This window comes from Mycobacterium sp. 4D054 (assembly GCF_052245755.1).
In the GTDB taxonomy this organism is placed as follows: Bacteria; Actinomycetota; Actinomycetes; order Mycobacteriales; family Mycobacteriaceae; genus Mycobacterium.
Genome location: NZ_JBQQCF010000010.1, coordinates 33604 through 58944 on the forward strand (window position 1 = coordinate 33604; position 25341 = coordinate 58944).

Annotated in this window: 19 protein-coding genes; 11 read left to right on the forward strand and 8 right to left on the reverse strand. The window is 70.3% G+C overall.

Going from position 1 to position 25341, the window contains the following annotated elements:
- Nucleotides 1-6 precede the first annotated feature (6 nt).
- Nucleotides 7-1176 (reverse strand): lysylphosphatidylglycerol synthase transmembrane domain-containing protein, encoded by a 1170-nt coding sequence (locus ACTWP6_RS09940; RefSeq protein ID WP_443187527.1) that lies wholly within the window; start codon nucleotides 1174-1176, stop codon nucleotides 7-9.
- 77 nt (nucleotides 1177-1253) lie between these two features.
- On the opposite strand from ACTWP6_RS09940, the gene ACTWP6_RS09945 reads away from it, so the two are divergent.
- Complete coding sequence (locus ACTWP6_RS09945) at nucleotides 1254-2414, forward strand: AI-2E family transporter (RefSeq protein WP_443187528.1); 1161 nt, start codon at nucleotides 1254-1256, stop codon at nucleotides 2412-2414.
- Nucleotides 2415-2426: 12 nt separating this feature from the next.
- Here the strand turns inward: ACTWP6_RS09945 and ACTWP6_RS09950 are convergent, their stop codons facing one another.
- The 3 genes from ACTWP6_RS09950 to trmB form a co-directional block, all read right to left on the reverse strand.
- On the reverse strand, nucleotides 2427-5399 hold the full coding sequence (locus ACTWP6_RS09950; RefSeq protein ID WP_443187529.1) for an MMPL family transporter: 2973 nt from the start codon (nucleotides 5397-5399) through the stop codon (nucleotides 2427-2429).
- Nucleotides 5400-5473: 74 nt separating this feature from the next.
- Nucleotides 5474-6199: an NYN domain-containing protein gene (locus ACTWP6_RS09955; RefSeq protein ID WP_260756324.1), complete on the reverse strand. Its 726-nt coding sequence runs from the start codon at nucleotides 6197-6199 to the stop codon at nucleotides 5474-5476.
- Nucleotides 6196-6990 carry a tRNA (guanosine(46)-N7)-methyltransferase TrmB gene (gene trmB, locus ACTWP6_RS09960; RefSeq protein ID WP_443187530.1) on the reverse strand — a complete coding sequence of 265 codons (795 nt, stop codon included), beginning with the start codon at nucleotides 6988-6990 and terminating at the stop codon, nucleotides 6196-6198. Before trmB ends, ACTWP6_RS09955 begins: the two co-directional genes overlap by 4 nt.
- 91 nt (nucleotides 6991-7081) lie before the next feature.
- Here trmB and ACTWP6_RS09965 point away from each other — a divergent pair, with 91 nt between their 5' ends.
- The 5 genes from ACTWP6_RS09965 to ACTWP6_RS09985 all read left to right on the forward strand — a co-directional run bounded on the left by ACTWP6_RS09965 (nucleotide 7082) and on the right by ACTWP6_RS09985 (nucleotide 13917).
- Nucleotides 7082-8101 (forward strand): hypothetical protein, encoded by a 1020-nt coding sequence (locus ACTWP6_RS09965; protein WP_443187531.1) that lies wholly within the window; start codon nucleotides 7082-7084, stop codon nucleotides 8099-8101.
- Nucleotides 8098-9366: a hypothetical protein gene (locus tag ACTWP6_RS09970; protein WP_443187532.1), complete on the forward strand. Its 1269-nt coding sequence runs from the start codon at nucleotides 8098-8100 to the stop codon at nucleotides 9364-9366. Before ACTWP6_RS09965 ends, ACTWP6_RS09970 begins: the two co-directional genes overlap by 4 nt.
- Nucleotides 9367-9509: 143 nt before the next feature.
- The gene (locus tag ACTWP6_RS09975; RefSeq protein WP_260756328.1) at nucleotides 9510-11339 is read left to right on the forward strand and encodes a phosphoenolpyruvate carboxykinase (GTP); all 1830 of its coding nucleotides are present in this window, start codon (nucleotides 9510-9512) and stop codon (nucleotides 11337-11339) included.
- Nucleotides 11340-11482: 143 nt separating this feature from the next.
- On the forward strand, nucleotides 11483-13033 hold the full coding sequence (fadD4, locus tag ACTWP6_RS09980) for a fatty-acid--CoA ligase FadD4 (protein WP_443187533.1): 1551 nt from the start codon (nucleotides 11483-11485) through the stop codon (nucleotides 13031-13033).
- On the forward strand, nucleotides 13030-13917 hold the full coding sequence (locus ACTWP6_RS09985) for an enoyl-CoA hydratase/isomerase family protein (protein ID WP_443187534.1): 888 nt from the start codon (nucleotides 13030-13032) through the stop codon (nucleotides 13915-13917). Before fadD4 ends, ACTWP6_RS09985 begins: the two co-directional genes overlap by 4 nt.
- 31 nt (nucleotides 13918-13948) lie before the next feature.
- Here the strand turns inward: ACTWP6_RS09985 and ACTWP6_RS09990 are convergent, their stop codons facing one another.
- Complete coding sequence (locus tag ACTWP6_RS09990; protein ID WP_443187535.1) at nucleotides 13949-14671, reverse strand: GntR family transcriptional regulator; 723 nt, start codon at nucleotides 14669-14671, stop codon at nucleotides 13949-13951.
- The gene (locus ACTWP6_RS09995) at nucleotides 14671-15828 is read right to left on the reverse strand and encodes an acyl-CoA dehydrogenase family protein (RefSeq protein ID WP_443187536.1); all 1158 of its coding nucleotides are present in this window, start codon (nucleotides 15826-15828) and stop codon (nucleotides 14671-14673) included. The genes ACTWP6_RS09990 and ACTWP6_RS09995 overlap by 1 nt, the downstream gene beginning before the upstream one ends.
- Before the next feature lie 97 nt (nucleotides 15829-15925).
- Between ACTWP6_RS09995 and ACTWP6_RS10000 the strand changes: the two genes are divergently transcribed.
- Genes ACTWP6_RS10000 through ACTWP6_RS10010 form a run of 3 tightly spaced genes read left to right on the forward strand, consistent with a single transcriptional unit; the run spans nucleotide 15926 to nucleotide 19327 of the window.
- Nucleotides 15926-16924, forward strand: coding sequence for an acyl dehydratase (locus ACTWP6_RS10000; protein WP_260756333.1), 999 nt, complete (start codon nucleotides 15926-15928; stop codon nucleotides 16922-16924).
- Nucleotides 16925-16937: 13 nt separating this feature from the next.
- Nucleotides 16938-18053: a CoA transferase gene (locus ACTWP6_RS10005; RefSeq protein WP_260756334.1), complete on the forward strand. Its 1116-nt coding sequence runs from the start codon at nucleotides 16938-16940 to the stop codon at nucleotides 18051-18053.
- Nucleotides 18047-19327, forward strand: coding sequence for an amidohydrolase family protein (locus ACTWP6_RS10010; RefSeq protein ID WP_260756335.1), 1281 nt, complete (start codon nucleotides 18047-18049; stop codon nucleotides 19325-19327). The genes ACTWP6_RS10005 and ACTWP6_RS10010 overlap by 7 nt, the downstream gene beginning before the upstream one ends.
- Before the next feature lie 3 nt (nucleotides 19328-19330).
- On the opposite strand, the gene ACTWP6_RS10015 is transcribed toward ACTWP6_RS10010, so the two are convergent.
- Both ACTWP6_RS10015 and ACTWP6_RS10020 read right to left on the reverse strand, forming a co-directional pair.
- Nucleotides 19331-20242, reverse strand: a complete 912-nt coding sequence (locus ACTWP6_RS10015; protein ID WP_443187537.1) for an alpha/beta hydrolase — start codon at nucleotides 20240-20242, stop codon at nucleotides 19331-19333.
- A 33-nt stretch (nucleotides 20243-20275) separates the two neighbouring features.
- Nucleotides 20276-22447, reverse strand: coding sequence for an acyl-CoA dehydrogenase (locus ACTWP6_RS10020; RefSeq protein ID WP_443187582.1), 2172 nt, complete (start codon nucleotides 22445-22447; stop codon nucleotides 20276-20278).
- Nucleotides 22448-22624: 177 nt separating this feature from the next.
- On the opposite strand from ACTWP6_RS10020, the gene ACTWP6_RS10025 reads away from it, so the two are divergent.
- Both ACTWP6_RS10025 and ACTWP6_RS10030 read left to right on the forward strand, forming a co-directional pair.
- The gene (locus ACTWP6_RS10025; RefSeq protein WP_443187538.1) at nucleotides 22625-23848 is read left to right on the forward strand and encodes an alpha/beta hydrolase fold domain-containing protein; all 1224 of its coding nucleotides are present in this window, start codon (nucleotides 22625-22627) and stop codon (nucleotides 23846-23848) included.
- Nucleotides 23849-23874: 26 nt separating this feature from the next.
- Nucleotides 23875-25305: a WS/DGAT/MGAT family O-acyltransferase gene (locus tag ACTWP6_RS10030; protein ID WP_260756338.1), complete on the forward strand. Its 1431-nt coding sequence runs from the start codon at nucleotides 23875-23877 to the stop codon at nucleotides 25303-25305.
- The last annotated feature ends 36 nt before the right edge of the window (nucleotides 25306-25341 follow it).

Consider the following 25341-nt stretch of genomic DNA (forward strand, 5'->3'; position numbering starts at 1 on the left):
TGAAGGCTAGCGACCCGGATCCTCGGGTGGCGCACCGGATTTCTCGTCGGGCGGGTGGAACGCCTCCGGGTCCGGGCTGAATTGGGCCGGCGGCGCGGGATCGCCGGGGACGTCGCCGTTGATGTCGGGGTCCAGGGCGCTCTCGGTGCGGAACATGAAGAAGAACACCACCCAGCCGATGACCGAAATGAAGATCCAGCTGATCAGCCGGTAGACCAGCATCGCCGAGATCGCCGACGCCAGCGACATCCCGCTCGAGACCAGGCCGGGCACCAGCACCGCCTCGACCACCAGCAGACCACCGGGCATCAGCGGGATCGATCCGACGGCGCGGGCGGCCGCGTATGCGACGGTGACACCGGCCAGCGACGGGTGCCCGCCGGTGGCGTAGCAGGCGAACAGCAGGCATGCGACGTCGGCGATCCAGTTGAACAGCGACCAGCTGAACGCCTTGCCCAGGTCCCGCCGGCTCAGGTGCACTGCTTCCAGCTGGGTCAGGATCTCGCGCCACTTCGCCAGTCCCATGTCCAGGGGCTTGCCGCGCACCGAGTTGGCCCACGTCAGCACCCGCACCCCGATGCCGTCGAGCAGCTCCGGCCGGCTGGCGACGGCCTGCGCCAGCAGGATCAGCGCGAGGAACCCGCCGAGGGAGAAGATCAGTGACAGCGGGTTCTTGCTCGCGCCGAGCAGGAACGCACCGCCCAGACCCAGCAGGGCGAGCCCGATGACCTGCAACACCCCGGACATCACCAGCTGCCACGACGCCACCAGCGGCGAGGCGCCCCACAGCCGCTGCTGCCGGTAGATGAACGTCGCCGAGAGCACCGGGCCGCCGGGCAGCGTGGTGGACAGCGCGTTGCCGGCGTAGAACGCCGCCTCCGAGCGCCACTGATGCACCCGCACGCCGGCCGAACGCAGCAGCGTGCGCTGGATCTGGGCGAAGCTGTGCATCGATGCCATCGCCGCGACCGCGGCGGCCAGCACCCACAGCCAGTCGGCCGACCGCAGACTGGCCCACGCCTTGGCCAACTGGTCCCGCACGAGCGCGAGTTCCACGGTCAGCACGATGACGGCGAGCGCGATCAGCGCCCAGCGCAGCCACCAGTACCTGCCGCGACTGCGGCCCGGCCCGGCCGGGCCGGTCTGGGTGTCGCTCGGGGGCGCGTCGTGAGACACGCGGTACAGAGTAAGCCGCATACACCCTGCAACAGCAGATCCCGAGCGCGTCCAGGCGAGGCCGTTACGCTACCGGAATGTCAGGTGGCCCGTCCTTCGACACCGTGGCCGACGAGTCGGTCAGCCCACTGGTCAGGAAGGCGGCGGCCTGGTCGTGGCGACTGCTGGTGATCCTCGGCGCGATCGTCGCGTTGCTGTGGCTGATGCTGCGGCTGGAGATCCTGGTGGTGCCCGTCGCGCTGGCCACCATCCTGGCCGCGCTGCTGATGCCGGTCGTGGACTTCCTGGACCGTCGCGGCGCCCCCCGCGGCGGGGCGGTGGCGCTGGTGCTGCTGACGGGCTTCGCGCTGTTCGGCGGCCTGCTCACGTTCGTGGTCAACCAGTTCATCGAAGGCGCGCCGGATCTGGTCACCCAGGTGTCGACCAGCATCGAGGGGCTGGTCCGCTGGTTGACCGACGGTCCGCTCGACGTCAGCCCGGCGCAGATCAACCAGGCCCGCGACGAGGCGATCGAGGCGTTGCGCAGCAACCAGGAGAAGTTGACCAGCGGTGCGCTGTCGACCGCCGGCACCCTGACCGAGATCATCACCGGTGCGCTGCTGATGCTGTTCACCCTGATCTTCCTGCTGCACGGCGGCCGCACCATCTTCGCGTTCATCACCCGGGTGTTCCCGTCGCACGTGCGTGACCGGGTCCGCGACGCCGGCCGCGCCGGGTTCCATTCGCTGATCGGGTATGTGCGCGCGACGTTCCTGGTGGCGCTCGTCGACGCCACCGGTATCGGCATCGGGCTGGCGATCATGGGGATCCCGTTGGCGCTGCCGCTGGCGTCCCTGGTGTTCCTCGGCGCGTTCATCCCGCTGGTCGGCGCGGTGGTGACCGGCTTTTTGGCGGTGATCGTCGCGCTCATCGCGAAGGGCTGGATCTACGGCCTGATCACGCTGGGTCTGATCATCGCGGTGCAGCAACTGGAAGGGCACGTGCTGCAGCCGTTGGTGATGGGGCGCGCGGTGGCGATCCACCCGCTGGCCATCGTGCTGGTGATCGCCGGTGGCGGCGTGCTCGCCGGGATCGTCGGGGCGTTGCTGGCCGTGCCGGCGCTCGCGTTCATCAACAGCGCGATGCGGGTGCTGGTTGCCGACGACCCCGCCGCCGAGCAGGCGGCGATGGACGCCGACGAGGGGCCCGTGGTGCGGGCCGAACCCGACGACATCGAGACCGAGGTGCCCCGGGAGTGATCCCGGGAACCGTCAGAGCCGGCCTTCGCGGCGCAGGAGGTCCTGCGCGCTGAGCCCGTTGCTGCCGCGACGCTTCGGATCCTGGTCCGGCCGCGTGTTCAACTTCTCGGTGGCGGCGTCGGCATCGGTCTGCCGCGCGGCGGGGATGGCCCGCGTGCTGGCGTCGTCGCCGTCGTCGTCCTGCGCGCCCTTGCCGGACGGAATCGCCGTGGTCGGCTCGCTGGTGTCGGGCATGGCGTGGGTCGGCTCGGCGGACGGCCGCAGCGGCGCGGGTGCGGCCGGGCCGGCGCCGGACGCGCCGGTGCCCCGCAGATCACCGAGCCACGACTCGATCTCCCGCTCCTCCCGCGGCTGCGCCGGCGGGGGAGCGGACTTCTCGGTGGCGCGCTGGGCGGCCGCGGTGGCGTTGCTGACCGCGTTGCGCACCGCGTTCTTGGCGATGCCGAACCGGGTGGTCGGGGCTTCCTGTTCGGGCTGCGGCGGCACGGGCGGGCGGGGCGGCGCCCCGGGGATGCGTGCGGTGCCCACTGCCGACGGGTCGGCGGTCCGCGGCGGGGCCGGGATCCGCGTCGTCGGTCCGGGCGGGCGTCCACCGGGCGCGGGATGGGTCGGATCGTGCGGCGGCAGCGGCCGCGCCGGCAACGGCGGGCCACCGGCGCCGACCAGCGCCTCGGCCGGCGCCGTCTCCCGGACCAGCGGACGCTTGCGCTCGTCGGGGAGCTCGGTCTCGCCGAGACCCAGCTTCTCCTGGACCCGCTTCATCCAGCGCGGCGCCCACCAGCAGTCGTCGCCGAGCAGCTTCATGATCGCGGGCACCAGGAACATCCGGATGATCGTCGCGTCCAGGAGCAGCGCGATCAGCAGACCGAACGCCAGGTACTTCATCATCACCAGGTCGGAGAACACGAAAGCGCCCGCGACGACGGCCAGCACCAGCGCGGCGCCGGTGATCAGGCGGCCGGTGGTGGCGGTGCCGATGCGGATCGCCTCGGCGGTCGACATTCCGCGCTCGCGGGCCTCGACCATGCGCGACACCAGGAACACCTCGTAGTCGGTGGACAGACCCCAGATCACGGCGATGATCAGGCCGATCATCGGCGCCATCAGCGGCTGCGGCGTGTAGTTCATCAGGCCCGACCCGTGGCCGTCGACGAACATCCAGGTCAGGATGCCCATCGTTGACCCGAGCGTCAGCGCGCTCATCAGCGCGGCCTTGATCGGTAGCACGATCGACCCGAACGCCAGGAACATCAGGATCGTGGTGGTGACGATCAGCACCAGGCCCATCAGCGGCAGCCGGTCGAACAGGCTGTGGATGCTGTCCTGTTCCAGCGCGGGGGTGCCGCCGACGGAGATGTCGATGCCGCGCGGCGGCTGGATGGACCGGAGCTCATCGATCTTCTGGGAGGCGTCGTTGCGATTCACCAGACCGTTCTGGATCACCCGGACGGACGGATCCTCCGAACCGCCCTCCTGGACGGACCGCTCCTGCCACATCTTCGACGGATCGTTGTCCGGGTCGGTGAACCCGCTGATCGTCATCGCCTTGGCGCGGATCTCGGCGAGCTGCTGGTCGGTGACCGCTTCACCGTCCTGATGCTCGATCACCAGAGTCAGCGGCTCGGTGCGGAAGCCCGGGAAGCTGCGGTCGAAGTCCTCCTGCGCCTGACGCACCCCGTTGTCGGGCGGCAGGTATTTCTCGCTGATGCCGCCGAGGGCCAGCTGTCCCAGCGGGATGACGAGCAGGATCATCACGATCAGGATGGGCGCGGCGAACGCGATCGGCCGCTTCATCACGACGTTGACCAGCCGGCCCCAGAAACCCTTCTCGACCTCGGCGCGGGTCTTGGTCTTCTGGGTCTTCTCGGCCAGCCACTCCAGGTAGACCCGCATCGGCTTCCAGTTGCGGAAGAACGGTACCCGCAGCAGCGTGCGCACCCCGAGCGCGTCGACATTGCGGCCCAGGATCGCGAACGCGGCGGGCAGCACGGTGACCGACAGGATCGCCGCGAGCATGACCGACGCGATGATCGCGTAGGTGATCGACTTCAGGAAGCCCTGCGGGAACAGCAGCAGCGGCACCGACGACGCGACCAGGATCACCGCGGAGAACATCACGGTGCGGCCCGAAGTCATCACCGTGCGGCGCACGGCGGCCTCGGTGTCGTAGCCCTCGGCGATCTCCTCACGGAACCGGCTCACCATGAACAGGCCGTAGTCGATCGCGATGCCGAGGCCCATCAGCGTGACGACGGGCTGGGCGAAGAAGTGCACCGGCATGAACTCGGCGAACAGCCGCATGATGCCCAGTGCGCCGGCGATGGTCAGACCGCCGATGATCGCGGGAAGGGCCGCGGCGATCACGCCGCCGAACACGAAGAACAGCACCACTGCGACCAGCGGGATCGCCGCGACCTCGGCGCGCTTCTGGTCCTCGCCGATGGTGCCGGTGAGTTCACTGGCCAGCGGCTGCAGGCCGGCGAGCGCGATGTTGCCGTCGTTGACCTTCTGCAGGTCCGGTTCGACGACCTGGTAGTTCTTCAGGATCTCGTCGTCGTCGTCGCCCTTGAGCGGAATGCTGATGAAGGTCTTGGAGCCGTCCTCGGTCTTCATCTGCTGCACGGTCTCGGCCGTGCTGTCGGGGGCCCGCAACCAGCCCACCCAGCTGACGATCTGATCCGGGTGCTCGGCCACCACGTCGTTCAGCTCGCCGGTGACCTTTTCGATCCACTGTGGGTCGGTGACCTTCTTTCCGTCCGGCGGAGTGAGGATCGCCACCACATGGCTGGTCCGGTCGCGCCCGTAGGCCTCGTCGGAGACCAGCGACGCGTGCACCGACTGGCTGCCCTCGTCATAGAAACCGCTCTGTGTGACGTGCTGTCCCAGGCTGATGCCGTAGACGCCGCCGCCCAGGCACAGTGCGACCATGACACCGATCACTATGTATCGGTACTGGTACACCGTTCGACCCCACCAGGCGAACACGTAATGCTCCTATCGGTCTTCGAAAGTCCCTGTCATCTTCGCCCCCACACGTCGGACCCGGGGCTTTCAGTTATCTAGACGCGCGAGTTCAGCAGCGACGACAGCGGCCGGAAAGGCTGCAGCCAGGCGCCCTGCTCGGGTAGCGAGTCAAGTCCGATCCGCGGCAACGGCTCCCGGAAGACACCGGGGATGTCTTCCAGATCGACGAACTCCAAGGTATCCGACGCTAACGCCCAACTGGCATGTTCGCGAAATCCGAGCACCTGGACCTCGACACCGCTTCTGGCGATGTCCTCCAGCGGCAGTTTGAACGCCTGGCCGTCGGCCGAGGCCACGATCAGCCCGGCCAGTCCTTCGCTGCGCCGCAGCGCGATGTGGGCCAGCATGTCGCTGTCGACGTCGCTGTCCTCGTCGATCTTCGGTTTGGCGAACACCGCGAAACCGACGTTGCGCAGCGCCTCCACCCAGGGCCGGACGACGTCGGCGCTTCCGGGGGCGATGTTGGTGAACACGGTGGCCTCGGGTTCCAGCGCCACCGGTCGTCCGGACCCGGCCTGCGCGGCGGACAGGTCGGCGGTGCGGCCGAGCAGCCAGCGGCCCAGCGCGTCGAATCGCGGCCGGTGCGCGGCGGTCGGGCGGCCGCCGAGGATCGCGCCGAGTCCCATGTCCAGGTTGGGGGCGTCCCACACCAGCAGCACCCGGGCTTCGGGTGCGGTGTCGGCGCCCAGCGCGGCTGGGGTCACGGGCTCGGGGTTGTCCGGCGCGTCCGGCGGGGCCGGCATGTTGTCGGTCAGGCTCATGGTGTTCTCTCCCAGAGGAGTTCGGCAACGGTGGGACCGGCCAGCGCCTTGCGCTCGTACTTGGTGACGGGCCGGGCCACGGAGACGGGCAGTCCTGCGGTGTCGGCGCCGGTGCCTGCCTCGACGCGGCGCAAGAGCGGTTCGGCATCGCCGACCTCGGCGATGTGCTCGGCGTAACCCATGTGGTCGGTGGCGACATGCAGGATCCCGCCCGGCCGCAACCGGTCGGCGATCAGTGCCACGATGTCGGCCTGCAGCAGCCGGCGCTTGTGGTGCCGGGCCTTGGGCCATGGATCGGGGAAGAACACCCGCACACCGGTCAGCGAGCCCGGGCCGACCATGTGGGTCAGCACGTCGACCCCGTCGCCGCGGATCAGCCGGATGTTGGTGACGGGATGGTCGGTTCCCGAGGTCCGGTCGATCGCGGCGAGCAGCTGGGCCAGCCCCCGCCGGTAGACCTCGACGGCGATGACGTCGACGTCGGGTTCGGCCTGGGCCATGGCCAGTGTCGAGGTGCCGGTGCCGCAGCCGATCTCCAGCACCAGCGGCGCGGTGCGGCCGAACCACGCTTCGAGGTCGAGCCGGCCCGCCTGCGCGTCGCCGTCGCGGGCCTGACACCCGAGCTGCGGCCAGAGCCGGTCCCAGATGGCCTGCTGGTTGTCCGAGATCGTCGAGCGGCGGGCCCGGAAGCTGGTGACCCGGCGGTGGAAGTGCGGATGGTCCTCGGGGTCCGGCGCCTCGGGTGCGGCGAGGTCGGACTCCGGCGTGTGCATCCGTCCATAGTCGCTCATCGCGCCTGCGCTCCCTGCATCGTGTGACAGATTGATACCCAACAGTTGCCTTGTGAATTCGTGTCCTGACCGGCCCGCGACCGGTGCCACGATGGGAGTTCGGAGCGGGCCGTCCACCGGTCCGGGACACGGGGGCAGGCACATGTTCGCCGACGTCGTGGCGGAGTTCGCCGCACACACGCACGACCCGCGGCTGCGCGCCGTGCCGGAGCGCCTGCGGGACCCGCTCAGGGTAGCCGTCCGGGGCCGGAGCGGGGTGGGCTGCGGGTCCGTCGCCCGCGCGCTGGCCGCGTCCGGCGTGCCGGTGGTGACCGCCGTAGATGCCGCCGACGCGCAGGTGATCGTGGTCGCCGAGGTGCTCAAACCCGAGGACCGGGCGCTGCTCACGGCGCCGGTGCCGACGGTGATCGTGCTGAACAAGGCGGACCTGGCCGGCCGGGTCGTCGGCGGGCCGCTGGCCGCGGCGACGGCGTGCGCGGCCCGGATCAGCGGGACGGCCGGGGTGGCGGTAGTGCCGATGATCGCGCTGCTGGCCCGGCCCGAGCTCGACGGGCGGGATGTCGCGGCGCTGCGGACACTGGCCGCGACCCCGGCCGACATGACTTCCACCGACGCGTTCGTCGACGCCGAGCACCCGGTGCCGGCCGAGGTTCGGCGCCGGCTGCTCGCCCGGCTGGACCGGTTCGGGCTCGCACACGCCGTGCTCTCCTGCGCCGAAGGGGCCGACGCGGCGACCGTCAACCGCGCGTTGCGCGATCTCAGCCAGGTCGGCCGCGTGGTCGCGGCGGTGGACGCGATGACCGCCGAGGTGACGTACCGGCGGGTGTGCGCGGCCGTCGACGATCTGCACCGGGTGGCCGCCGAAACCCGCGACGACGGACTGGCCGGCTTCCTCGCCGGCGACGACGCGGTGATCGCGGTGATGGCCGCCGCCGTCGACGCGATGGAGGCGACCGGGCTGCGGGTCGACCGCGGCGACAGCCCCGACGCCCACGAACGGCGCGCCGTGTACTGGCACCGCTACGCGGGCGGCCCGGTCACCGGGCACCACGGACGTTGCGCGGCAGCCATCGCGCGCGGCTCACTGCGGTTGCTGAGCCGGTCGCGGTGACCGCACCGGACGTGGTGCTGGTGACCGGCCCGCCGCGGGCGGGGGTGACCAGCCTGGTCGGGGAGCTGCGCAGCAGGATGCCGAACTGCCGGTTCGTCGAGCCGGGCGACGCCGGGCACACCGGCCCACTCGCGATGGTGCTGTTCGTCGTTTCGGCGGTGGCTCCGATCACCGAATCCGACTGCGCGCTGGCCGATCTCGCGACCGCGGCCACTGACGCGGTGGTCGCGGTGGTGTCCAAGATCGACGACCACCGCGACTGGACCGCCGTGCTGGCCGCCGACCGGGCGCGGCTGGCCGCGCACACGCCGCGGCTGGCCCCGATCCCGTGGATCGGCGTGGCGGCGGCGCCGCGGCTGGGTGATCCGGTGATCGACGAACTGGTCAGGGTGCTCGGGGAGCAGCTGGCGGACCCCGGCCGGGCCGGGCGGAACCAGCTGCGCGCATGGGCGGCCCGCGAGCAGACGCTGCGCGACGAGCGGGACCGGCTGATGCGGGAGCGCCGGGCCGGCGCGGCGCGGCGGGCGACCCTGCTGCGCACCGACCTCGCGCAGGCCCGCCTCACCGTGACCCACACCGCGCGGAAGCGGTGCGCGGCGCTGCGCACGGAACTGCTCGACGACGCGGCCGCGGCGGGCAGGGGGGACGTCAACGGGTTCGCCGACCGCGCCCGCAGGCGCGCGGCCGAGGTCCTCGCCGCCGTCGACGCGGACCTCACCGCGCACGCCCATGCCGAGGCCGCCGGTCCCGCGGCGGCGCCGGACGAGCCGTGGCTGCCGGATCCGCCGCTGCGCGCCCGGCGGCTGGAGATCCGGCTGATGACGGTGCTGGGCGCGGGGTTCGGGCTGGGGGTCGCGATGGTGGTGCCCCGGCTGCTGTCGGGGCTCGCCCCGGAACTGGCCACCGTCGGGCTGCTCGCCGGCACCATGCTCGGCCTGGTCACGACCGCGTGGGTGATCCGGACCCGGGCGCTGCTGCACGACCGGTCCGTGCTGGAGCGCTGGGCGCTGGAGGTGGTGGCTGCGCTGCGCGTTGTCAGCGAGGAACGGGTGGCGACCCGGATGCTGGCGGTCGAGACCGCGCTCGCCGCTGCGGGCGCGGCCTCCGGGGACGCGGAGGACGCCGTGGCAGGCGCGCGGATCGCGCAGGTCGAGGCCGCGCTGCGGGAGTTGTCCCGTGCGCGGCAGCGCCGAATCGGGCACCATGACTTGTTACCGCTCGGTAGATCGCCCGGTGGGAACCATCTGAATCGTTCCTGTGAGTGAATGGACATCGTCCTGATTCACCGCGGGTATGTCACCCGCGTTAACCTCAGTAGACAGTGACCAGGGAATCTGAGCCTTGGGTTCTGATTCCGGCGCCTGCGTTCTGGCAGGCCTTCGTCGAGATGCAGGGGAGACGACACAGCATGACCGCAGCGACCATTCCGGGACTCGACAACGCACCGACCAAGCACGAGGGTCTGCTCACCTGGGTTCGCGAGGTCGCCGAGCTGACCCAGCCCGACCGCGTCGCATGGGCCGACGGCTCGCAGGAGGAGTACGACCGGCTCTGTGAGCAGCTGGTCGAGGCGGGCACCTTCCAGAAGCTGAACCCGGCCAAGCAGCCGAACTCCTACCTGGCGCTGTCCGACCCGTCCGATGTGGCGCGCGTCGAGTCCCGCACCTTCATCTGCTCCGAGCGCGAGATCGACGCCGGCCCCACCAACAACTGGATGGACCCGGCCGAGATGCGCGGCATCATGACCGATCTGTACCGCGGCTGCATGCGCGGGCGCACGCTGTGGGTGGTGCCGTTCTGCATGGGCCCGCTCGACGCCGACGACCCCAAGCTGGGTGTGGAGATCACCGACTCCGAGTACGTCGTGGTGTCGATGCGCACGATGACCCGGATGGGTGCGGCGGCGCTGGAGAAGATCGGCGACGACGGCTTCTTCGTCAAGGCGCTGCACTCGGTCGGTGCGCCGCTGCAAGATGGCCAGGCGGACGTGCCGTGGCCGTGCAACGACACCAAGTACATCACCCACTTCCCGGAGACCCGGGAGATTTGGAGCTTCGGCTCCGGGTACGGCGGCAACGCGTTGCTGGGCAAGAAGTGCTACTCGCTGCGCATCGCGTCGGCCATGGCGCACGACGAGGGCTGGCTCGCCGAGCACATGCTGATCCTGAAGCTGATCAGCCCGGAGAACAAGGCGTACTACATCGCCGCGGCGTTCCCGTCGGCGTGCGGTAAGACCAACCTCGCGATGCTGCAGCCCACCATCGAAGGCTGGCGCGCGGAGACCGTCGGCGACGACATCGCCTGGATGCGGTTCGGCAAGGACGGCCGGCTCTACGCCACCAACCCCGAGTTCGGCTTCTTCGGCGTCGCCCCGGGCACCAACTGGGACTCCAACCCGAACGCGATGAAGACGATCGCCGCCGGCAACACCGTCTTCACCAACGTCGCCAAGACCGACGACGGCGACGTGTGGTGGGAGGGCCTGGAGGGCGAGCCCGACCACCTGATCGACTGGAAGGGCAACGACTGGGTCCTGCGGGAGACGGAAACCAAAGCGGCGCATCCGAACTCGCGCTACTGCACCCCGATCTCCCAGTGCCCCACGCTCGCGCCGGAGTGGGACGACCCGCAGGGGGTGCCGATCTCGGCGATCCTGTTCGGCGGCCGCCGCAAGACCACCGTCCCGCTGATCACCGAGGCCCGCGACTGGCAGCACGGGGTCTTCATCGGTGCCACGCTGGGTTCCGAGCAGACCGCGGCCGCCGAGGGCAAGGTCGGCACCGTACGGCGTGACCCGATGGCGATGCTGCCGTTCCTCGGCTACAACGTCGGCGACTACTTCCAGCATTGGATCAACATCGGCAAGCAGGCCGACGCGTCGCAGCTGCCGAAGGTGTTCTTCGTCAACTGGTTCCGCCGCGGTGACGACGGCCGCTTCCTGTGGCCCGGTTTCGGTGAGAACAGCCGGGTGCTGAAGTGGGCCGTCGAGCGCATCGAGCACAAGGCCGACGGCAAGAGCACCCCGATCGGCATCGTGCCCACCGCGGCCGACCTCGATCTGGAGGGTCTGGACGTGGACCCGGCCGACGTCGACGAGGCGCTGGCGGTCAAGGTCGAGGAGTGGCAGGCCGAGGTGCCGCTGATCGAGGAGTGGTTCGAGTTCGTCGGCGAGAAGCTGCCGACCGGCATCAAGGACGAGTTCGACGCGCTGAAGACCCGCCTGGCCGAAGAGCGCTGATCCTTCCCCCGCGAGCGTGCGTGTCTGCGCCGGGACACGCCGCCCGCGGGCCGATTTCGCGCACGCTCGTCGCTGAGCGGGCTGGTACGGATCCGACAAGCCGCTCTTGACACCTGTCAACTGTGGCGAAGTAAAGTCAGCGCATGCAGATCCGCGACACCGCCGTTGCCAGCCCCGACAAGCCCGCCGTCATCATGTACCCCAGCGGAACTGTGGTCACGTTCGGCGAACTCGAGGCGCGGGCCAACCGGTTGGCCCACCTGTTCCGGGACGCCGGACTGGTCGAGGGCGACGCCGTCGCGATCCTGATGGAGAACAACGAGCACATCCACGCCGTGATGTGGGCGGCACGCCGCGCCGGTCTGTACTACGTGCCGATCAACACCCACCTCACCGCCGCCGAGGTCGCCTACATCGTTGACAACAGCGGCGCCAAGGCCATCGTCGGTTCGGCCAAGCTCACCGACACGCTCGCCGGCCTGGAGGCCGAACTGCCGAACGGCCTTCCGCCGGTGCGGCTGATCGCTTCCGGAGCCGAATCGTCGGCGACAAGCGCCTCCGGAGCCCTCGATGGCTGGCAGTCCTATCCCGAGTGTGTGGCCGACAAGCCGGACACCCCGATCGCCGACGAGATCGAGGGCGACCTGCTGCAGTACTCGTCGGGAACCACCGGCCGACCCAAGGGCATCAAACGCGAACTGCCGCATGTGCCGCCGTCGGAGTCGCCCGGATTGATGGCCGCGCTGGTGTCGTTCTGGATGCACCCGGACGCGGTGTATCTGAGCCCGGCCCCGCTGTACCACACCGCGCCGTCGGTGTGGTCGATGCAGACCCAGGCCGGCGGCATCACCACCGTGGTGATGGAGAAGTTCGACGCCGAGGGTGCGCTGGACGCGATCGCCAAACACACGGTGACGCACGGACAATTCGTGCCGGTGATGTTCACCCGGATGCTGAAGCTGCCCGAGGACGTACGCACGTCGTACGACGTGTCCAGCCTGGAGCGCGTCATGCACGCCGCCGCCCCGTGTCCGGTGGACATCAAAAAGCAGATGATCGACTGGTGGGGCCCCATCATCGACGAGTACTACGCCTCCTCGGAAGCGCACGGGTCGACGCTGATCAGCGCCGAGGAGTGGCTGACGCACCCAGGTTCGGTGGGCAAGCCGCTGACGGGCGTCATCCACATCGTTGGCGAGGACGGCCAGGAACTCCCGCCCGGTCAGGCCGGTGAGATCTACTTCGAGGGCGGCTACGACTTCGAGTACCTCAACGATCCCGACAAGACCGCGTCCTCACGTCACCCTCAGGGCTGGAAGACGGTCGGCGACATCGGATATCTCGACGAGGACGGCTACCTGTACCTCACCGACCGCCGGCACCACATGATCATCTCCGGTGGGGTGAACATCTATCCACAGGAAGCCGAGAACCTGCTCGTCACCCACCCGAAGGTGATGGACGCCGCGGTGTTCGGCATCCCCGACGACGAGATGGGCCAGCGGGTCAAGGCCGTCGTGCAGACCGTCGACCCCAGCGATGCCACCGAAGAATTCGGGCGCGAGCTCCTTGACTGGCTGCGTGACCGCCTGGCGCACTACAAGTGTCCGCGGTCGCTGTCGTTCGAGCCGCAGCTGCCCCGCACCGACACGGGCAAGCTGTACAAGCAGGAGCTGATCAAGAAGTACTCGTGAACGATCCGGTCGAACTGGCGGGCGGTATCCGCGTCGCCGTCGGAACTCCGTCCGACGAAGCCACCTTCACGCTGACCGAAGACGACGTCGACGACCGCCGGGCCGTCACCGTCGCGTCGGTGCGTGACGCACTCGCCGAGCTGGAGCAGCGGTGCGGCCGCTGGCCGGTGGCGGCCGCCGTCTGCGACGACGTGCTGCGCGCGTTCGACGCCGCCGGTGCCACCTTCACCGGGGTGGTCACCGAGTCACTGGCGTATTCGACGTTGCAGTCGGGTCCGGAGTTCGCGCGCTGGCTTGCCGCGCGTGGACCCGCGCAGGTGCCAAGGACGCCGGATCCGGTTGTCGCGCAACGGGACGGCAACCTTCTCACCATCCGGTTCAACCGCCCGCAGCGACACAACGCGTTCTCTACCGACGCCAGGGCCGCGCTGTTGGACGCGCTCGAGGTGGCCCGGCTCGATCCGTCCGTCGACGAGGTGGTGCTGGCCGGCAACGGCCCGTCGTTCTGCAGCGGCGGCGATCTCGCCGAGTTCGGGTCGTTCACCGATCCGGCCTCCGCCCACGTGGCCCGCACCCGGCACAGCCCGGCGCTGGTGCTCGACGAGATCACCGCACGTCTGGGCCGCGCTTGCCGTGCCGAGATCCACGGTCAGGTGCAGGGCAGCGGCCTGGAGATGGCCGCGTTCTGCGGCACCGTGAGCTGCGACGCAGACGCGGTGCTCGGTCTGCCCGAGCTGGCCCTCGGTCTGATTCCCGGTGCCGGCGGCACGGTCAGCATCACCCGGAGGATAGGGCGTTGGCGCACAGCGTATCTGGTGCTGTCGGGCCACACCGTCGACGCCGCCACCGCACTGCGGTGGGGCCTGGTCGACTCCGTCGTGTGAAAACCGGCACGCGTGAGCCGCGCCCGATCCGCTAACCGGAGCGGCGCAACGTGACCCGGTAGGCGTACTGCTCGGGCAGAAACTGGCTGACCGCCAGCTCCACCGGGCGGCCCCGGTGGTCGGTGTAGAGCCGGTCCACCCGCAGCATCGGATGCCCGGGTGCGCAGCCGACCGCGGCGGCGGTCCTATCGTCGGCCGGCGCGACCGTGATCGATTGCGCCGCTTCGGCGATGGGGCTCTCCAGGTGCGGTCCGAGCAGACCGATGACGGTGTGCGTGCTGACCGCGCCGGTGGCCAGGTGGGGTGATTTCAGCACGGGCGCGGCGACACCCGGCGGGAGGTGAACCGTGGTGTGACCGAACGGCACACCGTCGTGGACCCGACGGAACCGCACCGTGTGAACGACGTCCCCGTCCTGTCGCAGCCTGCTGGCGGCGTCGATGTCGACCCGGCGATGCAGCCCGTCGACCACCTCCATCGTGGTGTCGACCGACAGGCTCATCAGATCCTCGATCGAGCCGAGCTGCCGCAGGTAGCGCCGGCCCTGGTCGCGGGCGTAGCTGCCGCGCCCGGGCACCCGGTACACCGCGCCCTCGGCGACGAGATCCTGGAACGCGCGACGGACCGTCTGCCGGGACAGGCCGTGGCGGGCGACGAGTTCGGACTCCGTCGGCAGCCGGGTGCCGTCGGGATACCGGCCCGCGACGATCTCCTCCCGAAGCCGTTCGCGCAGAACCTGATAGGCCGGCGGCATCAGATTCCGCCCCGGGCCACCAACTGTTCGGCGATGACGTTGCGCTGGATCTCGTTGGTGCCCTCACCGACGATCATCAGTGGGGCGTCACGGAAATAGCGCTCCACGTCGTACTCGGTGGAGTAGCCGTACCCCCCGTGGATCCGCACCGCGTTGAGCGCGATCTCCATCGCGACCTCGGAGGCGAACAGCTTGGCCATTCCCGCCTCCATGTCGGCGCGCTCGCCGCTGTCGTAGCGGTCGGCGGCGTAGAGCGTCAGCTGCCGGGCCGCGCTCAGCTTGGTCGCCATGTCGGCCAGGTAGTGGCCGACGGCCTGGTGCTTCCAGATCGGCTGCCCGAAGCTCTCCCGGTCCTGCGCATAGGCCAGGGCATCGGCCAGCGCGGCCGAGGCCACCCCGAGAGCGCGGGATGCAACCTGGATCCGGCCGGTCTCCAGGCCTTTCATCATCTGCGCGAAGCCCTTGCCGGCCACCCCGCCGAGGATCGCCGACCGCGGCACCCGGCATCCGTCGAACGACAGCTCGCACGACTCCACCCCCTTGTATCCGAGCTTGGGCAGATCACGCGACACCGTCAACCCCGTGGTGGGGTTGTCCACCAGCACCACCGAGATGCCGGCATGCCGGGGGGTGGCGTCGGGGTCGGTCTTGCACAGCAGCGCGACCAGGCCGGAACGGCGCGCGTTGGAGATCCACGTCTTGGCGCCGTCGACCACCAGGTCGTCACCGTCGGCCCGGGCGACCGTCGACATCGCCTGCAGGTCCGAACCACCACCTGGCTCGGTCAGCGCCATCGTTGCCCGCAGCTCCCCGCCGGCCATCGCGGGCAGATAGCGTTGCTTCTGCTCGTCGGTGCCGAACAGCGTCAGCAACTTGGCCACCACGGTGTGCCCGCCCATGGCGCCGGCCAGGCTCATCCAGCCGCGGGCCAGCTCCTGGGTGACCAGCACATAGCACCGGGTCGACACCGGCGCACCGCCGTGGGATTCCGGGACCGCCAGGCCGAAGATGCCGATCTGCTTCATCTGCTCGATCCACGCCGCCGGGTAGGTGTTGGCGTGCTCGACGTCGCGGACGGCCGGCTTCACCTCCCGGTCGACGAACGTACGGACCGTCTGCACCAGCATGGCCTCTTCGCTACTCAATCCCTCGACCATCCACAGCCTTTCCGTGTCGTGAAGCTGCCGTAAATGTACGGCCATTTACGTCCGTCATGTTGACACGCTGTTCTGGGTCCTGCCAGCATGACCCGCTGTGACTTTGTACGGCCAAATCGCGGGCGGTCCGTTCTTCGACCAGTTGGAGAGAGGGCAGGTCTTCGACACGGCCCCCTCCATGACGTTGACCGCCGGCGTGGCCGCCACCCATCAGGCGATCCTCGGCGACCGGCTCCGGTTGCCCCTCGACGCCGAGCTGTCCCACTCGGTCACGGGCGCGACGGCGCCGCTGGCTCACCCCGCCCTGGTGTGCGACGTCGCGATCGGCCAGTCCACGTTGGCGACCCAGCGGGTCAAGGCCAACCTCTTCTACCGTGGCCTGACGTTCTACCGCTACCCGGTCATCGGCGACACCCTGTTCACCCGCACCGAGGTGGTGGGTCTTCGGCAGAACACGGCGAAACCGGGGCGAGCGCCCACCGGCCTTGCCGCACTGCGCATGACGACAATCGACGGGGTCGGGCGACTGGTGCTGGACTTCTACCGGTGCGCCATGCTGCCGCTGAGCGGCGACACCGTGCAGACCGGGCACGCCGACGATCTGTCCGCCATCGGTGCCGGCGAAGGGCCCGTGACCGACCCGACCGCCGACTGGGACGCCGAGATGTTCCGGGCGCGAGTGCCGGGCCCGCACTTCGACCCCGCGCTCGCCGGCGCCGTCCTGCGCAGCACCGCCGACGTGGTCAGCAGTGCCCCCGAACTGGCCAGGCTGTCCTTGAACATCGCAGCCACCCATCATGATTCACGGGTCGCCGGCCGGCGCCTGGTGTACGGCGGGCACACCATCGGCCTGGCCCTGGCCCAGGCCGCCCGGTTGCTGCCCAACGTGGTGACCGTGCTGGGCTGGGAATCCTGCGACCACACCGGGCCGGTGCATGAGAACGACACGCTGTACAGCGATCTCACGATCGAGGCGGCTGAGCCGCTGCCGGGCGGGCGGGGCGGGGTGCTGCGGTTGCGGTCGGTGGTCTACGCGGCCGGACCCGACGAGGACCGCCAGGTGCTGGACTGGCGGTTCAGCGTGCTGCACTTCTGATCACAATGGTGTGGTGACACCCGTGCGCATCCCTGCCGCCGTGCTCGACCGGGCAAGCTCGGTCGCCCGCGACGTGGGCGCGTGTACCGGAATCACCGTCGACGCAGCGGAACTGCTCGGCGGCCGGGCCGCACTGCTGGGCCTGCGCTGCGGCGACCGGATCTCCGCAGGCGGGGCCACCCGGCTGATGGCCGCCCGCGACGGCTGGTGCGCGCTGACCCTGTCCCGCGGCGACGACGTCGCCGCGGTCCCCGCGTTGACCCAGACTGACGACGTCATGACCGACCCCTGGCGGGCGGTCGAACGCTGCGTGCGCGACCTCGGGGTGACCGGCTTCGCCGAGCGGGCGCGGCTGCTCGGCCTGCCCGTCGGCGTACTCGGTGAAACTGCGCCTGCCGCAAAGGTTTTGCGAGCCTTGGGGCCGCGGTCACAGCCGGCCTCGGCGGCGGGGCTGCTCGTCGCCGACCTGTCCTCGATGTGGGCCGGCCCGCTGTGCGGCCGGTTGCTCGCGCGCGCGGGCGCCACCGTCGTGAAGGTGGAGAGCGCCGCCCGCCCGGACGGGACACGGCAGGGACCCCGCGATGTCTTCGATTGGATGAACGCCGGAAAGCTCTCTTACCACGCTGATTTCGCGCACCCCGGGCCGCTACGCCGGCTGCTGGCCGCGGCCGACGTGGTGATCGAGTCCTCCCGGCCCGCGGCACTGCGCCGGCGTGGCCTGAGTCCGGACAGCGTGCCCGTACGTGCCGGCCGCACCTGGATACGGATCACCGGTCACGGAACGGCGGACGGCCGCGCCGACTGGGTCGCGTTCGGCGACGACGCGGCGGTCTCGGGCGGTCTCGTCGGCGGTACCGCGCAGGCGCCGCGGTTCTGCGGGGACGCGATCGCCGACCCGTTGACCGGGCTGCACGCAGCCCGTGCGGTGCTCGAATCGCAGGCCAGAGGCGGCGGGGAGCTGGTGGAGATGTCGATGGCCGCGGTCGCCGCGACCTACGCCGAACTGCCCCGCGACCGCGAAATCGACTGCACGACAGCGCCGCCGAACCCGAGTCGCGGCCCAGCGCCGGGCGCGGACAACGAGGCCGTCGAGCGTCTGGTCGCCGAACGGCTGGCCGGATCGTGCTGATCCGGCGGGCGAGGCTGCTCGACGGCACCGCGACCGACCTACGCGTCGGCGAGCGCATCCTCGAGGTCGGCGCAGGGCTGACGCGCCGGCCCGGCGAACCGGAGTACGACGCCGCCGGCGGCGCCGTGCTGCCGGGCCTGCACGACCACCACATCCACCTGCGCGCGGCCGCGGCCGCGCTGCACTCGGTCCGGGTTGGTCCCGAGGTGGTGCACACCAGGGCCGAGTTGGCCCGGGTGCTGGCCACCGCGCCGGTGGATGCGCACGGCTGGATCCGTGCGGTCGGCTACCACGACGCCGCCGCCGGACCGCTGGACCGGCACGTGCTCGACGACGTCGCGCCGTCGGTTCCGGTGCGGGTCCAGCACCGCAGCGGCGCGCAGTGGATCCTGAACAGTGCCGCGCTGCACCGCGTCGGGCTGACGGACCATGCCGACGGCCGGCTGCCCAGCGCCGACGCCGGCTGGGCAGCCGAGCTGCGTCAGGAACCCGACCTCGCCGGCCTGAGCGCGCGACTGTGCCGGCTCGGCGTCACCGGGGTCACCGACGCCACACCGGATCTCGCCGATCCGGACCAGCTGCCCAAGCAGATGTCCCAGCGCGTCCGGTGGCTGTCCCCGGGCAAGCGCATCCTGCACGATGACGCGCTCGACCTCGATGAGGTGAGCGGATGGATCGCCGACCGGCGCGCCGCCGACGCGCCGGTCGCGGTGCACTGCGTCACCGCCGCCCAGCTGGTCGTGACGCTGGAGGCGTTGCGCCTCAACGGCATTCATCCGCTCGATCGTATCGAGCACGCCGCGGTGGTGCCCGACGGGACGCTGGCCCAGCTTGCCGCCGCAGGGGTCACCGTGGTGACCCAGCCGAACTTCGTCGCCGAACGCGGCGACCAGTACCTCACCGACGTCGACGCGGCCGAACACCACGAGCTGTGGCGCGTCGCCTCGCTGACCCGCGCCGGGGTGACGGTGGCGCTGTCCACCGACGCGCCGTTCGGCGACCTCGATCCGTGGGCGGTGATGCGCGCTGCCGTGCACCGCACCACGCCGTCCGGCCGGGTACTGGGCGACGGTGAACGTGTCTCGGCGGCAACGGCGTTGACGATGTTCCTGGGCGCGCCGGACCGGCCGGCCGTCCCGAGGCGGATCGAGCCCGGCGCGGCCGCCGATCTGTGCATCCTGTCCACCCCGCCGCCGGCCGCGCCCGTTGACCTGGACGCCGCTGCCGTGGCCGCCACGGTCATCGGCGGCAGGCTCGTCTATGAGCGCCGGTGAGTGTCAGGCCGCCGCGGGCGCGAACGCCGTCCGTAGCAGCGCGCACTGGCTGTTGAAGAACGACTGTGACACAGACGCTTTCGGCGCGATTCCGTCGAACCCGTGGAAGGCGCCGTCGACGACCATCACCTCGCACGGCACGCCGGCCTCCCGCAGTCGCTCGGCGTAGGCCAGGTCCTCGTCGTGGAACAGGTCGAGGGTGCCGACGCCGATCCATGCCGGCGGGAGCCCGGCGAGATCCTCGCGGCGGGCCGGGACCGCCTCGGTCGGATCGGCGTCCTTGAGGTAGGCCCGCCAGCCGAAGCGGTTGCTCGACTGGTTCCACAGCCGGTGTCCCGGGTGGTCGAGCCCGTGGCGGTCCACCGTGCGGTCGTCGATCATCGGATATACCAGAACCTGTGCGGCGACCGGGATCTCACCGCGGTCGCGGGCCAGCAGTGCCAGCGCGGCCGCCAGCCCGCCGTTGGCGCTGGCTCCGCCGATCGCGACGCGTGCCGGATCCACCGACGGCAGCCGCGACAACCAGCCCAGCGCGGTGTAGCAATCCTCCAGCGGAGTCGGGTACGGATGTTCGGGCGCCAACCGGTAGTTCACCGACGCGACCGTCGCGCCGAGTTCCCGCGCGAAACGCCGGCACAGCACGTCGTCCTGGGCGGCGTCGCCGATGACGTAGCCGCCGCCGTGGATCCACAGCAGCGCCGGTCCCGGGCCGGGCGCCACGCCGCGGGGACGGAACAGCCGCACCCCGACCCCGGAGGACAGGGTCAGCACCTCGATGTCGTCGGGGGCGTCGCCGCTGCGCCACATCAGCCGGGACGCCGCCCGCATGAACGGCAGCGTGACCGGCGTGATCATCTGTCTGGGCAGGATGCGGGCACTGCGGCGCAGTTCGGGGTGGAAATTTATGCGGGGCATCCGACAAGTATGCGTGTGCGGTGACGGCTTCCGTCAGCGAAGTAGCGGGTCTCGCGGCAGTCCGAGGATCCGCTCGGCAACCGTGTTCCGGGTGATCTCCGAGGTTCCCCCGGCGATGGTCATGGCCCGGTTGCCCATGTAGCTGCGGGTCAGCTGCGGGATCTGCTCGGTGACCGCCGCGGTGCCGGCCAACTCGAACGCGAGCTCGGTGAGCCGCTGACCCGACTCGGCGACCAGCAGTTTGGTGACGTTGCCTTCCGGTCCGGGCTCGGCGCCGGCGATCGCCCGGGTGGCCCGCCGCAGATTGAGCAGCCGCAGCGTGTGCAGCTCGGCGATCACCTCGCCGGCGCGCCGCACGTAGCCCGCCGCCGTCTCCGGTGCGCTGTCGAGTAGCTTGATCAGATGGTCAGGGGTGGTGCCGGTCGGGGCGCCGGAGCCACCGCCGATCGAGACCCGCTCGTTGCCCAGCGTCGCGCGCGCGACCAGCCAGCCCTTGTTGACGTCGCCGACCACATCGGCGTCGGGCACGAAGACGTCGTCGAAGAACACCTCGTTGAAGTGCGAATCACCGGTGAGCCCGCGCAATGGGTTCACCGTGACGCCCTCGGCCGTCATGTCGATCGCCATCATGGTGACCCCGGCGTGCTTCGGAGCATCAGGGTCGGTGCGGACCGTGGCCAGACCCCACTGACACATGTGCGCCAGGCTGGTCCACACCTTCTGCCCGGTCACCCGCCAGCCGCCGTCGACCTTCTTGGCCGAGGTGCGCACCGCCGCTGCGTCCGACCCCGCGCCCGGCTCGGAGAAGAGCTGGCACCACATCACCTGGCCCCGCAGCACCGGTTCCACCCAGCGCTCGCGTTGCTCCTCGGTGCCGGCCTGAGCGATCGTCAGTGCCACCCACCCGGTGATCCCCATGTCGGGACGGTCGACGTCGGCGAACTCCTCCTCGATGACCAGCTGCTCCAGCACGTTCGCGCTGCGGCCCCACGGCCGCGGCCAGTGCGGGACAAGATATCCGGAGTCGACGAGGTGGTCGCGCTGGCGGTCGACGGGCAGGGCCCGGGTTTTCGCCGCGGCCTCGCGGGCCTGGCTGCGGTACTGCTCGGACTCGGGCGGCAGCGTGAACGACGCGCCGTGGGCCTGGCCGCCGCGCTGGGCGTCGACGACGTCGAGCACCGGGTCGGCGCCGTCGGCCGCCAGCGCCGCCAGGGTGCGCGCCCGCCGCAGATACAGGTGCGCATCGTGTTCCCAGGTGAACCCGATACCTCCGTGTAGCTGAATGTTGTTCTGCGCGTTGAATACCTGCGCGCGGTTGGCCAGCGTGGCGGCCACCGCGCCGGCGAACCAGGAACTGTCGAGGTCCTCGGCCCGGGCGGCATCCCAGGTGGCGGCCGTGGCGACCTCGGCGGCCACCAGCATGTTGGCGGCGTGGTGCTTGACGGCCTGGAAGGTGCCGATCGTACGGCCGAACTGCTCGCGCACTTTCGCGTACTCGACGGCCATGTCCAGTGCCGCCCAGCTGACACCGACGGCCTCGGCCGCGGTGAGGATGCGGAACACCGTCCGGGCATTGCGGGCGGCGTCGCGCAGCACCCGTTCCTCGGGCACGGCGACGTCGTTCAGCGTCACGTCGCCGATGCGACGGGTGGTGTCCAGGCAGTCGAGTGGGGTGATCGTGACACCGGTGGCATCGGGGCCGGCGTCGATGATCACCACGTCCGGACCCGCGACCAGCACCAGCACGGACGCGTCGGGGGCGCCGAGCACCGCGGTGGCCTTTCCGGTGACTGTCAGGTCGGCGCCGACGGCGACGCCGTCCGACACGCCGAGCGCCGCGACGGTCTCGCCGCCGGCCAGGCCGGGCAGCAGTGCGGCCCGAACGGAATCGGGCGCGCACCGGTCGATGACCACGGCCGCGGCGGCGCTGGACAGGAACGGGCCGGGCGCCAGTTGCCTGCCCAGGCACTCCGCGACGACGGAGAGTTCCGGCAAACCGAAGCCCGCGCCGCCGAACTCCTCGGGGAGCGCGAGCCCGGTCCAGCCGAGTTCGACTGCCGCCGACCAGATGTCGGCCGGACTGGGGTCGCCGCCGTCGAGAGTGGCCCTGGCCTTGGCCAGGGTCTGCAGTCGCGTGAGCTGGCCGGCCGCGGACGCGGCGAGATCCTGGTGGTCCTCGGTGATGGCGAGTTTGGACGCGGTCACGGACTTACTCACGGTGAGCCTCACTGCTGAAGGTGTCGGTCGGCAACCGACGTTATCGCGCGCCGCACCGGTCCCATATCTGTGACGCCGGTCACAAATTGACTACGGCCAAAACATGAATAGACAACTTCGCCCAGATTGTCGTTTGGTTTCCGCGCGCGGGGGTACGCTCGCGCAATGACGGAACGGCCGGCCACCCGGTATCCCGGACCTACTCTGACTACCCGCCTGCAATGGTTGCGCAACGCCGGCCCCTCCGACTACCTGCTGGCGATGAGCGTGGCCTCGGCGTCGCTGCCGGTCATCGGGAAACACCTTGAGCCACTTGGCGCACTGACCGCCGCGGGGATCTGGGGCACCCGACACGCCCCCGATTTCGTCGGCGCGCTGGCGAAGTCGCTGGTGACGCCGAACGACGCCGAGAAGAAGAAGCAGGAACGGGACTGCACCAACGCGGTCACCGAGGCCGCGCTGCGCGATGTGGTGGGTCCCAAGGATCTGGAGATCGAGTGGCCCGCCGCCGAGCGCACCCCGCCGGTCTGGAAAATGCGTGAGCACCGCCGGCACGTGCACCGGAGCTCGGTGCGCTACGGTCCGCGGCCGGGGCAGTTGCTCGACGTGTGGCGCCGGGACGACCTGCCGGCGGAGCCGGCGCCGGTGCTGATCTTCGTGCCGGGCGGGGCCTGGGTTCACGGCAGCAGGATGCTGCAGGGCTACGCGTTGATGTCCCATCTAGCCCAGCAGGGCTGGGTGTGTCTGTCCATCGACTACCGGGTGGCGCCGCACCATCCGTGGCCCGCCCACATCAGCGACGTCAAGACCGCGATCGCATGGGCCAGGGCCAATGTCGACCGGTTCGGCGGCGACCGTAACTTCGTTGCGATCTCCGGGACCTCGGCCGGCGGCCACCTCGCCGCGCTGGCCGGGTTGACCGCCAACGACCCCGAGATGCAGGGCGAGCTGCCCGAGGGTTCGGACACGTCGGTCGACGCGGTGGTCGGCGTATACGGCCGCTACGACTGGGAGGACAAGTCGACGGTCGAGCGGGTCCGCTTCATGGACTTCCTGGAACGGGTCGTGGTCAAGCGCAAGTTCGACAAGCATCCCGACGTGTACCGCAAGGCCTCGCCGGTGGCGCGGGTCCATCCGGAGGCGCCGCCGTTCCTGGTCGTCCACGGCACCGGTGACAGCGTGATCCCGGTGGCCCAGGCCCAGAGTTTCGTCGAACGTCTGCGCGGCGTCTCCCGTTCGGTGGTCGGCTATGTCGAGCTTCCCGGCGCGGGCCACGGTTTCGACATGACCGACGGTGCCCGCACCGGAGCCGCGGCGACCGCAATCGGCTTGTTCCTCAACCACATTCACCGAAACCGGAGCCTCATCGGGGCCAAAGAGGTTATATAGTCACCTCCGGTGCGGAAGGTGGCGCGGTGAAGAGGCTTCGTGGCTGGGACGCTGTGCTGCTGTACAGCGAAACCCCCAACGTCCACATGCACACGTTGAAGCTCGCCGTGATCGAGCTCGACGATCTCGGCGGGGCGCACTTCGGTGTCGAGGAGCTGCGCAAGGTCATCCACAGCCGGCTCTACAAGCTCGACCCGTTCCGGTACGAGCTGATCGACATCCCGTTCAAGTTCCACCATCCGATGTGGCGGGAGAACGCCGAGGTCGACCTCGAGTACCACGTCCGGTCCTGCCGGGCCGACGCGCCGGGCGGCCGTCGCGAGCTTGACGAGGCGGTCGGCCGCATCGCGAGCACCCCGCTGGACCGCAGCCGCCCGCTGTGGGAGATGTATCTGATCGAGGGCCTGGCCGGCGGCCGCATCGCGGTGCTCGGCAAGATCCACCACGCGCTGGCCGACGGTGTCGCGTCGGCGAACCTGCTGGCCCGCGGCATGGATCTGCAGGACAGCCCGCAGGCCGACCGCGATTCCTACGCCACCGATCCGGTCCCGACCCGGGGGGAGCTGGTGCGCACGGCGTTCGCCGACCACATGCGCCAGATCGCCAAACTGCCCGGCGTGGTGCGGTACACGGCTGCGGGGGTGCGGCGTGTGCAGCGCAGCGAACACAAGCTGTCCCCGGAGCTGACCCGGCCGTTCACTCCGCCGCCGTCGTTCATGAACCACATGATCGATGCGACCAGACGCTTCGCCACCGCGACGCTGTCACTCGACGACGTCAAACACACCGGCAAGCAGCTCGGGGTCACGATCAATGACATGGTGCTGGCGATGTCGGCCGGCGCGCTGCGAAAGTTGTTGCTGCGCTACGACGGTCGCGCCGACCACCCGCTGCTGGCGTCGGTGCCGGTGAGCTTCGACTTCTCCCGCGACCGGATCTCGGGCAACTACTTCACCGGTGTGCTGGTCAGCCTGCCCGTCGACCTCGAGGACCCGCTGAGCCGGGTCAAGGCCGCGCACGTCGCCGCGGCCGCAGGCAAGGAGAGTAACAACCTGATCGGGCCCGAACTGGTCAGCCGGTGGTCGGCGTACTTCCCGCCCGCCCCGGCCGAGGCGATGTTCCGCTGGCTGTCGAACAAGGACGGCCAGAACAAGGTGATGAACCTGCCGATCTCGAATGTGCCCGGCCCGCGGGAGCGCGCCCGCGTCGGCGGTGCGCTTGTCACCGAGATCTACTCGGTCGGGCCGCTGACCGCCGGCAGTGGACTCAACATCACGGTGTGGAGTTACGTCGACCAGATCAACATCTCGGTGCTCTCCGACGGGACCACGCTCGAGGATCCACACGAGCTGACCGCGGCCATGCTCGAGGAGTTCACCGAGATTCGCCGCGCGGCGGGGCTTTCCGCCGAGCTCACGGTCGTCGAGTCGGCGATGCCCAACGACGTCGCCCACTGACGCCGAAATCGCATTCCACGCGCCCAAATTCGCTCG

Coding starts and splice junctions, on each gene's coding strand:
- ACTWP6_RS09945 (WP_443187528.1), top strand. CDS start 1,254: ATGTCAGGTGGCCCGTCCTTCGACACCGTGGCCGACGAGTCGGTCAGC.
- ACTWP6_RS09955 (WP_260756324.1), bottom strand. CDS start 6,199: ATGAGCCTGACCGACAACATGCCGGCCCCGCCGGACGCGCCGGACAAC.
- trmB (WP_443187530.1), bottom strand. CDS start 6,990: ATGAGCGACTATGGACGGATGCACACGCCGGAGTCCGACCTCGCCGCA.
- ACTWP6_RS09965 (WP_443187531.1), top strand. CDS start 7,082: ATGGGAGTTCGGAGCGGGCCGTCCACCGGTCCGGGACACGGGGGCAGG.
- ACTWP6_RS09975 (WP_260756328.1), top strand. CDS start 9,510: ATGACCGCAGCGACCATTCCGGGACTCGACAACGCACCGACCAAGCAC.
- fadD4 (WP_443187533.1), top strand. CDS start 11,483: ATGCAGATCCGCGACACCGCCGTTGCCAGCCCCGACAAGCCCGCCGTC.
- ACTWP6_RS09990 (WP_443187535.1), bottom strand. CDS start 14,671: ATGCCGCCGGCCTATCAGGTTCTGCGCGAACGGCTTCGGGAGGAGATC.
- ACTWP6_RS09995 (WP_443187536.1), bottom strand. CDS start 15,828: ATGGTCGAGGGATTGAGTAGCGAAGAGGCCATGCTGGTGCAGACGGTC.
- ACTWP6_RS10015 (WP_443187537.1), bottom strand. CDS start 20,242: ATGCCCCGCATAAATTTCCACCCCGAACTGCGCCGCAGTGCCCGCATC.
- ACTWP6_RS10025 (WP_443187538.1), top strand. CDS start 22,625: ATGACGGAACGGCCGGCCACCCGGTATCCCGGACCTACTCTGACTACC.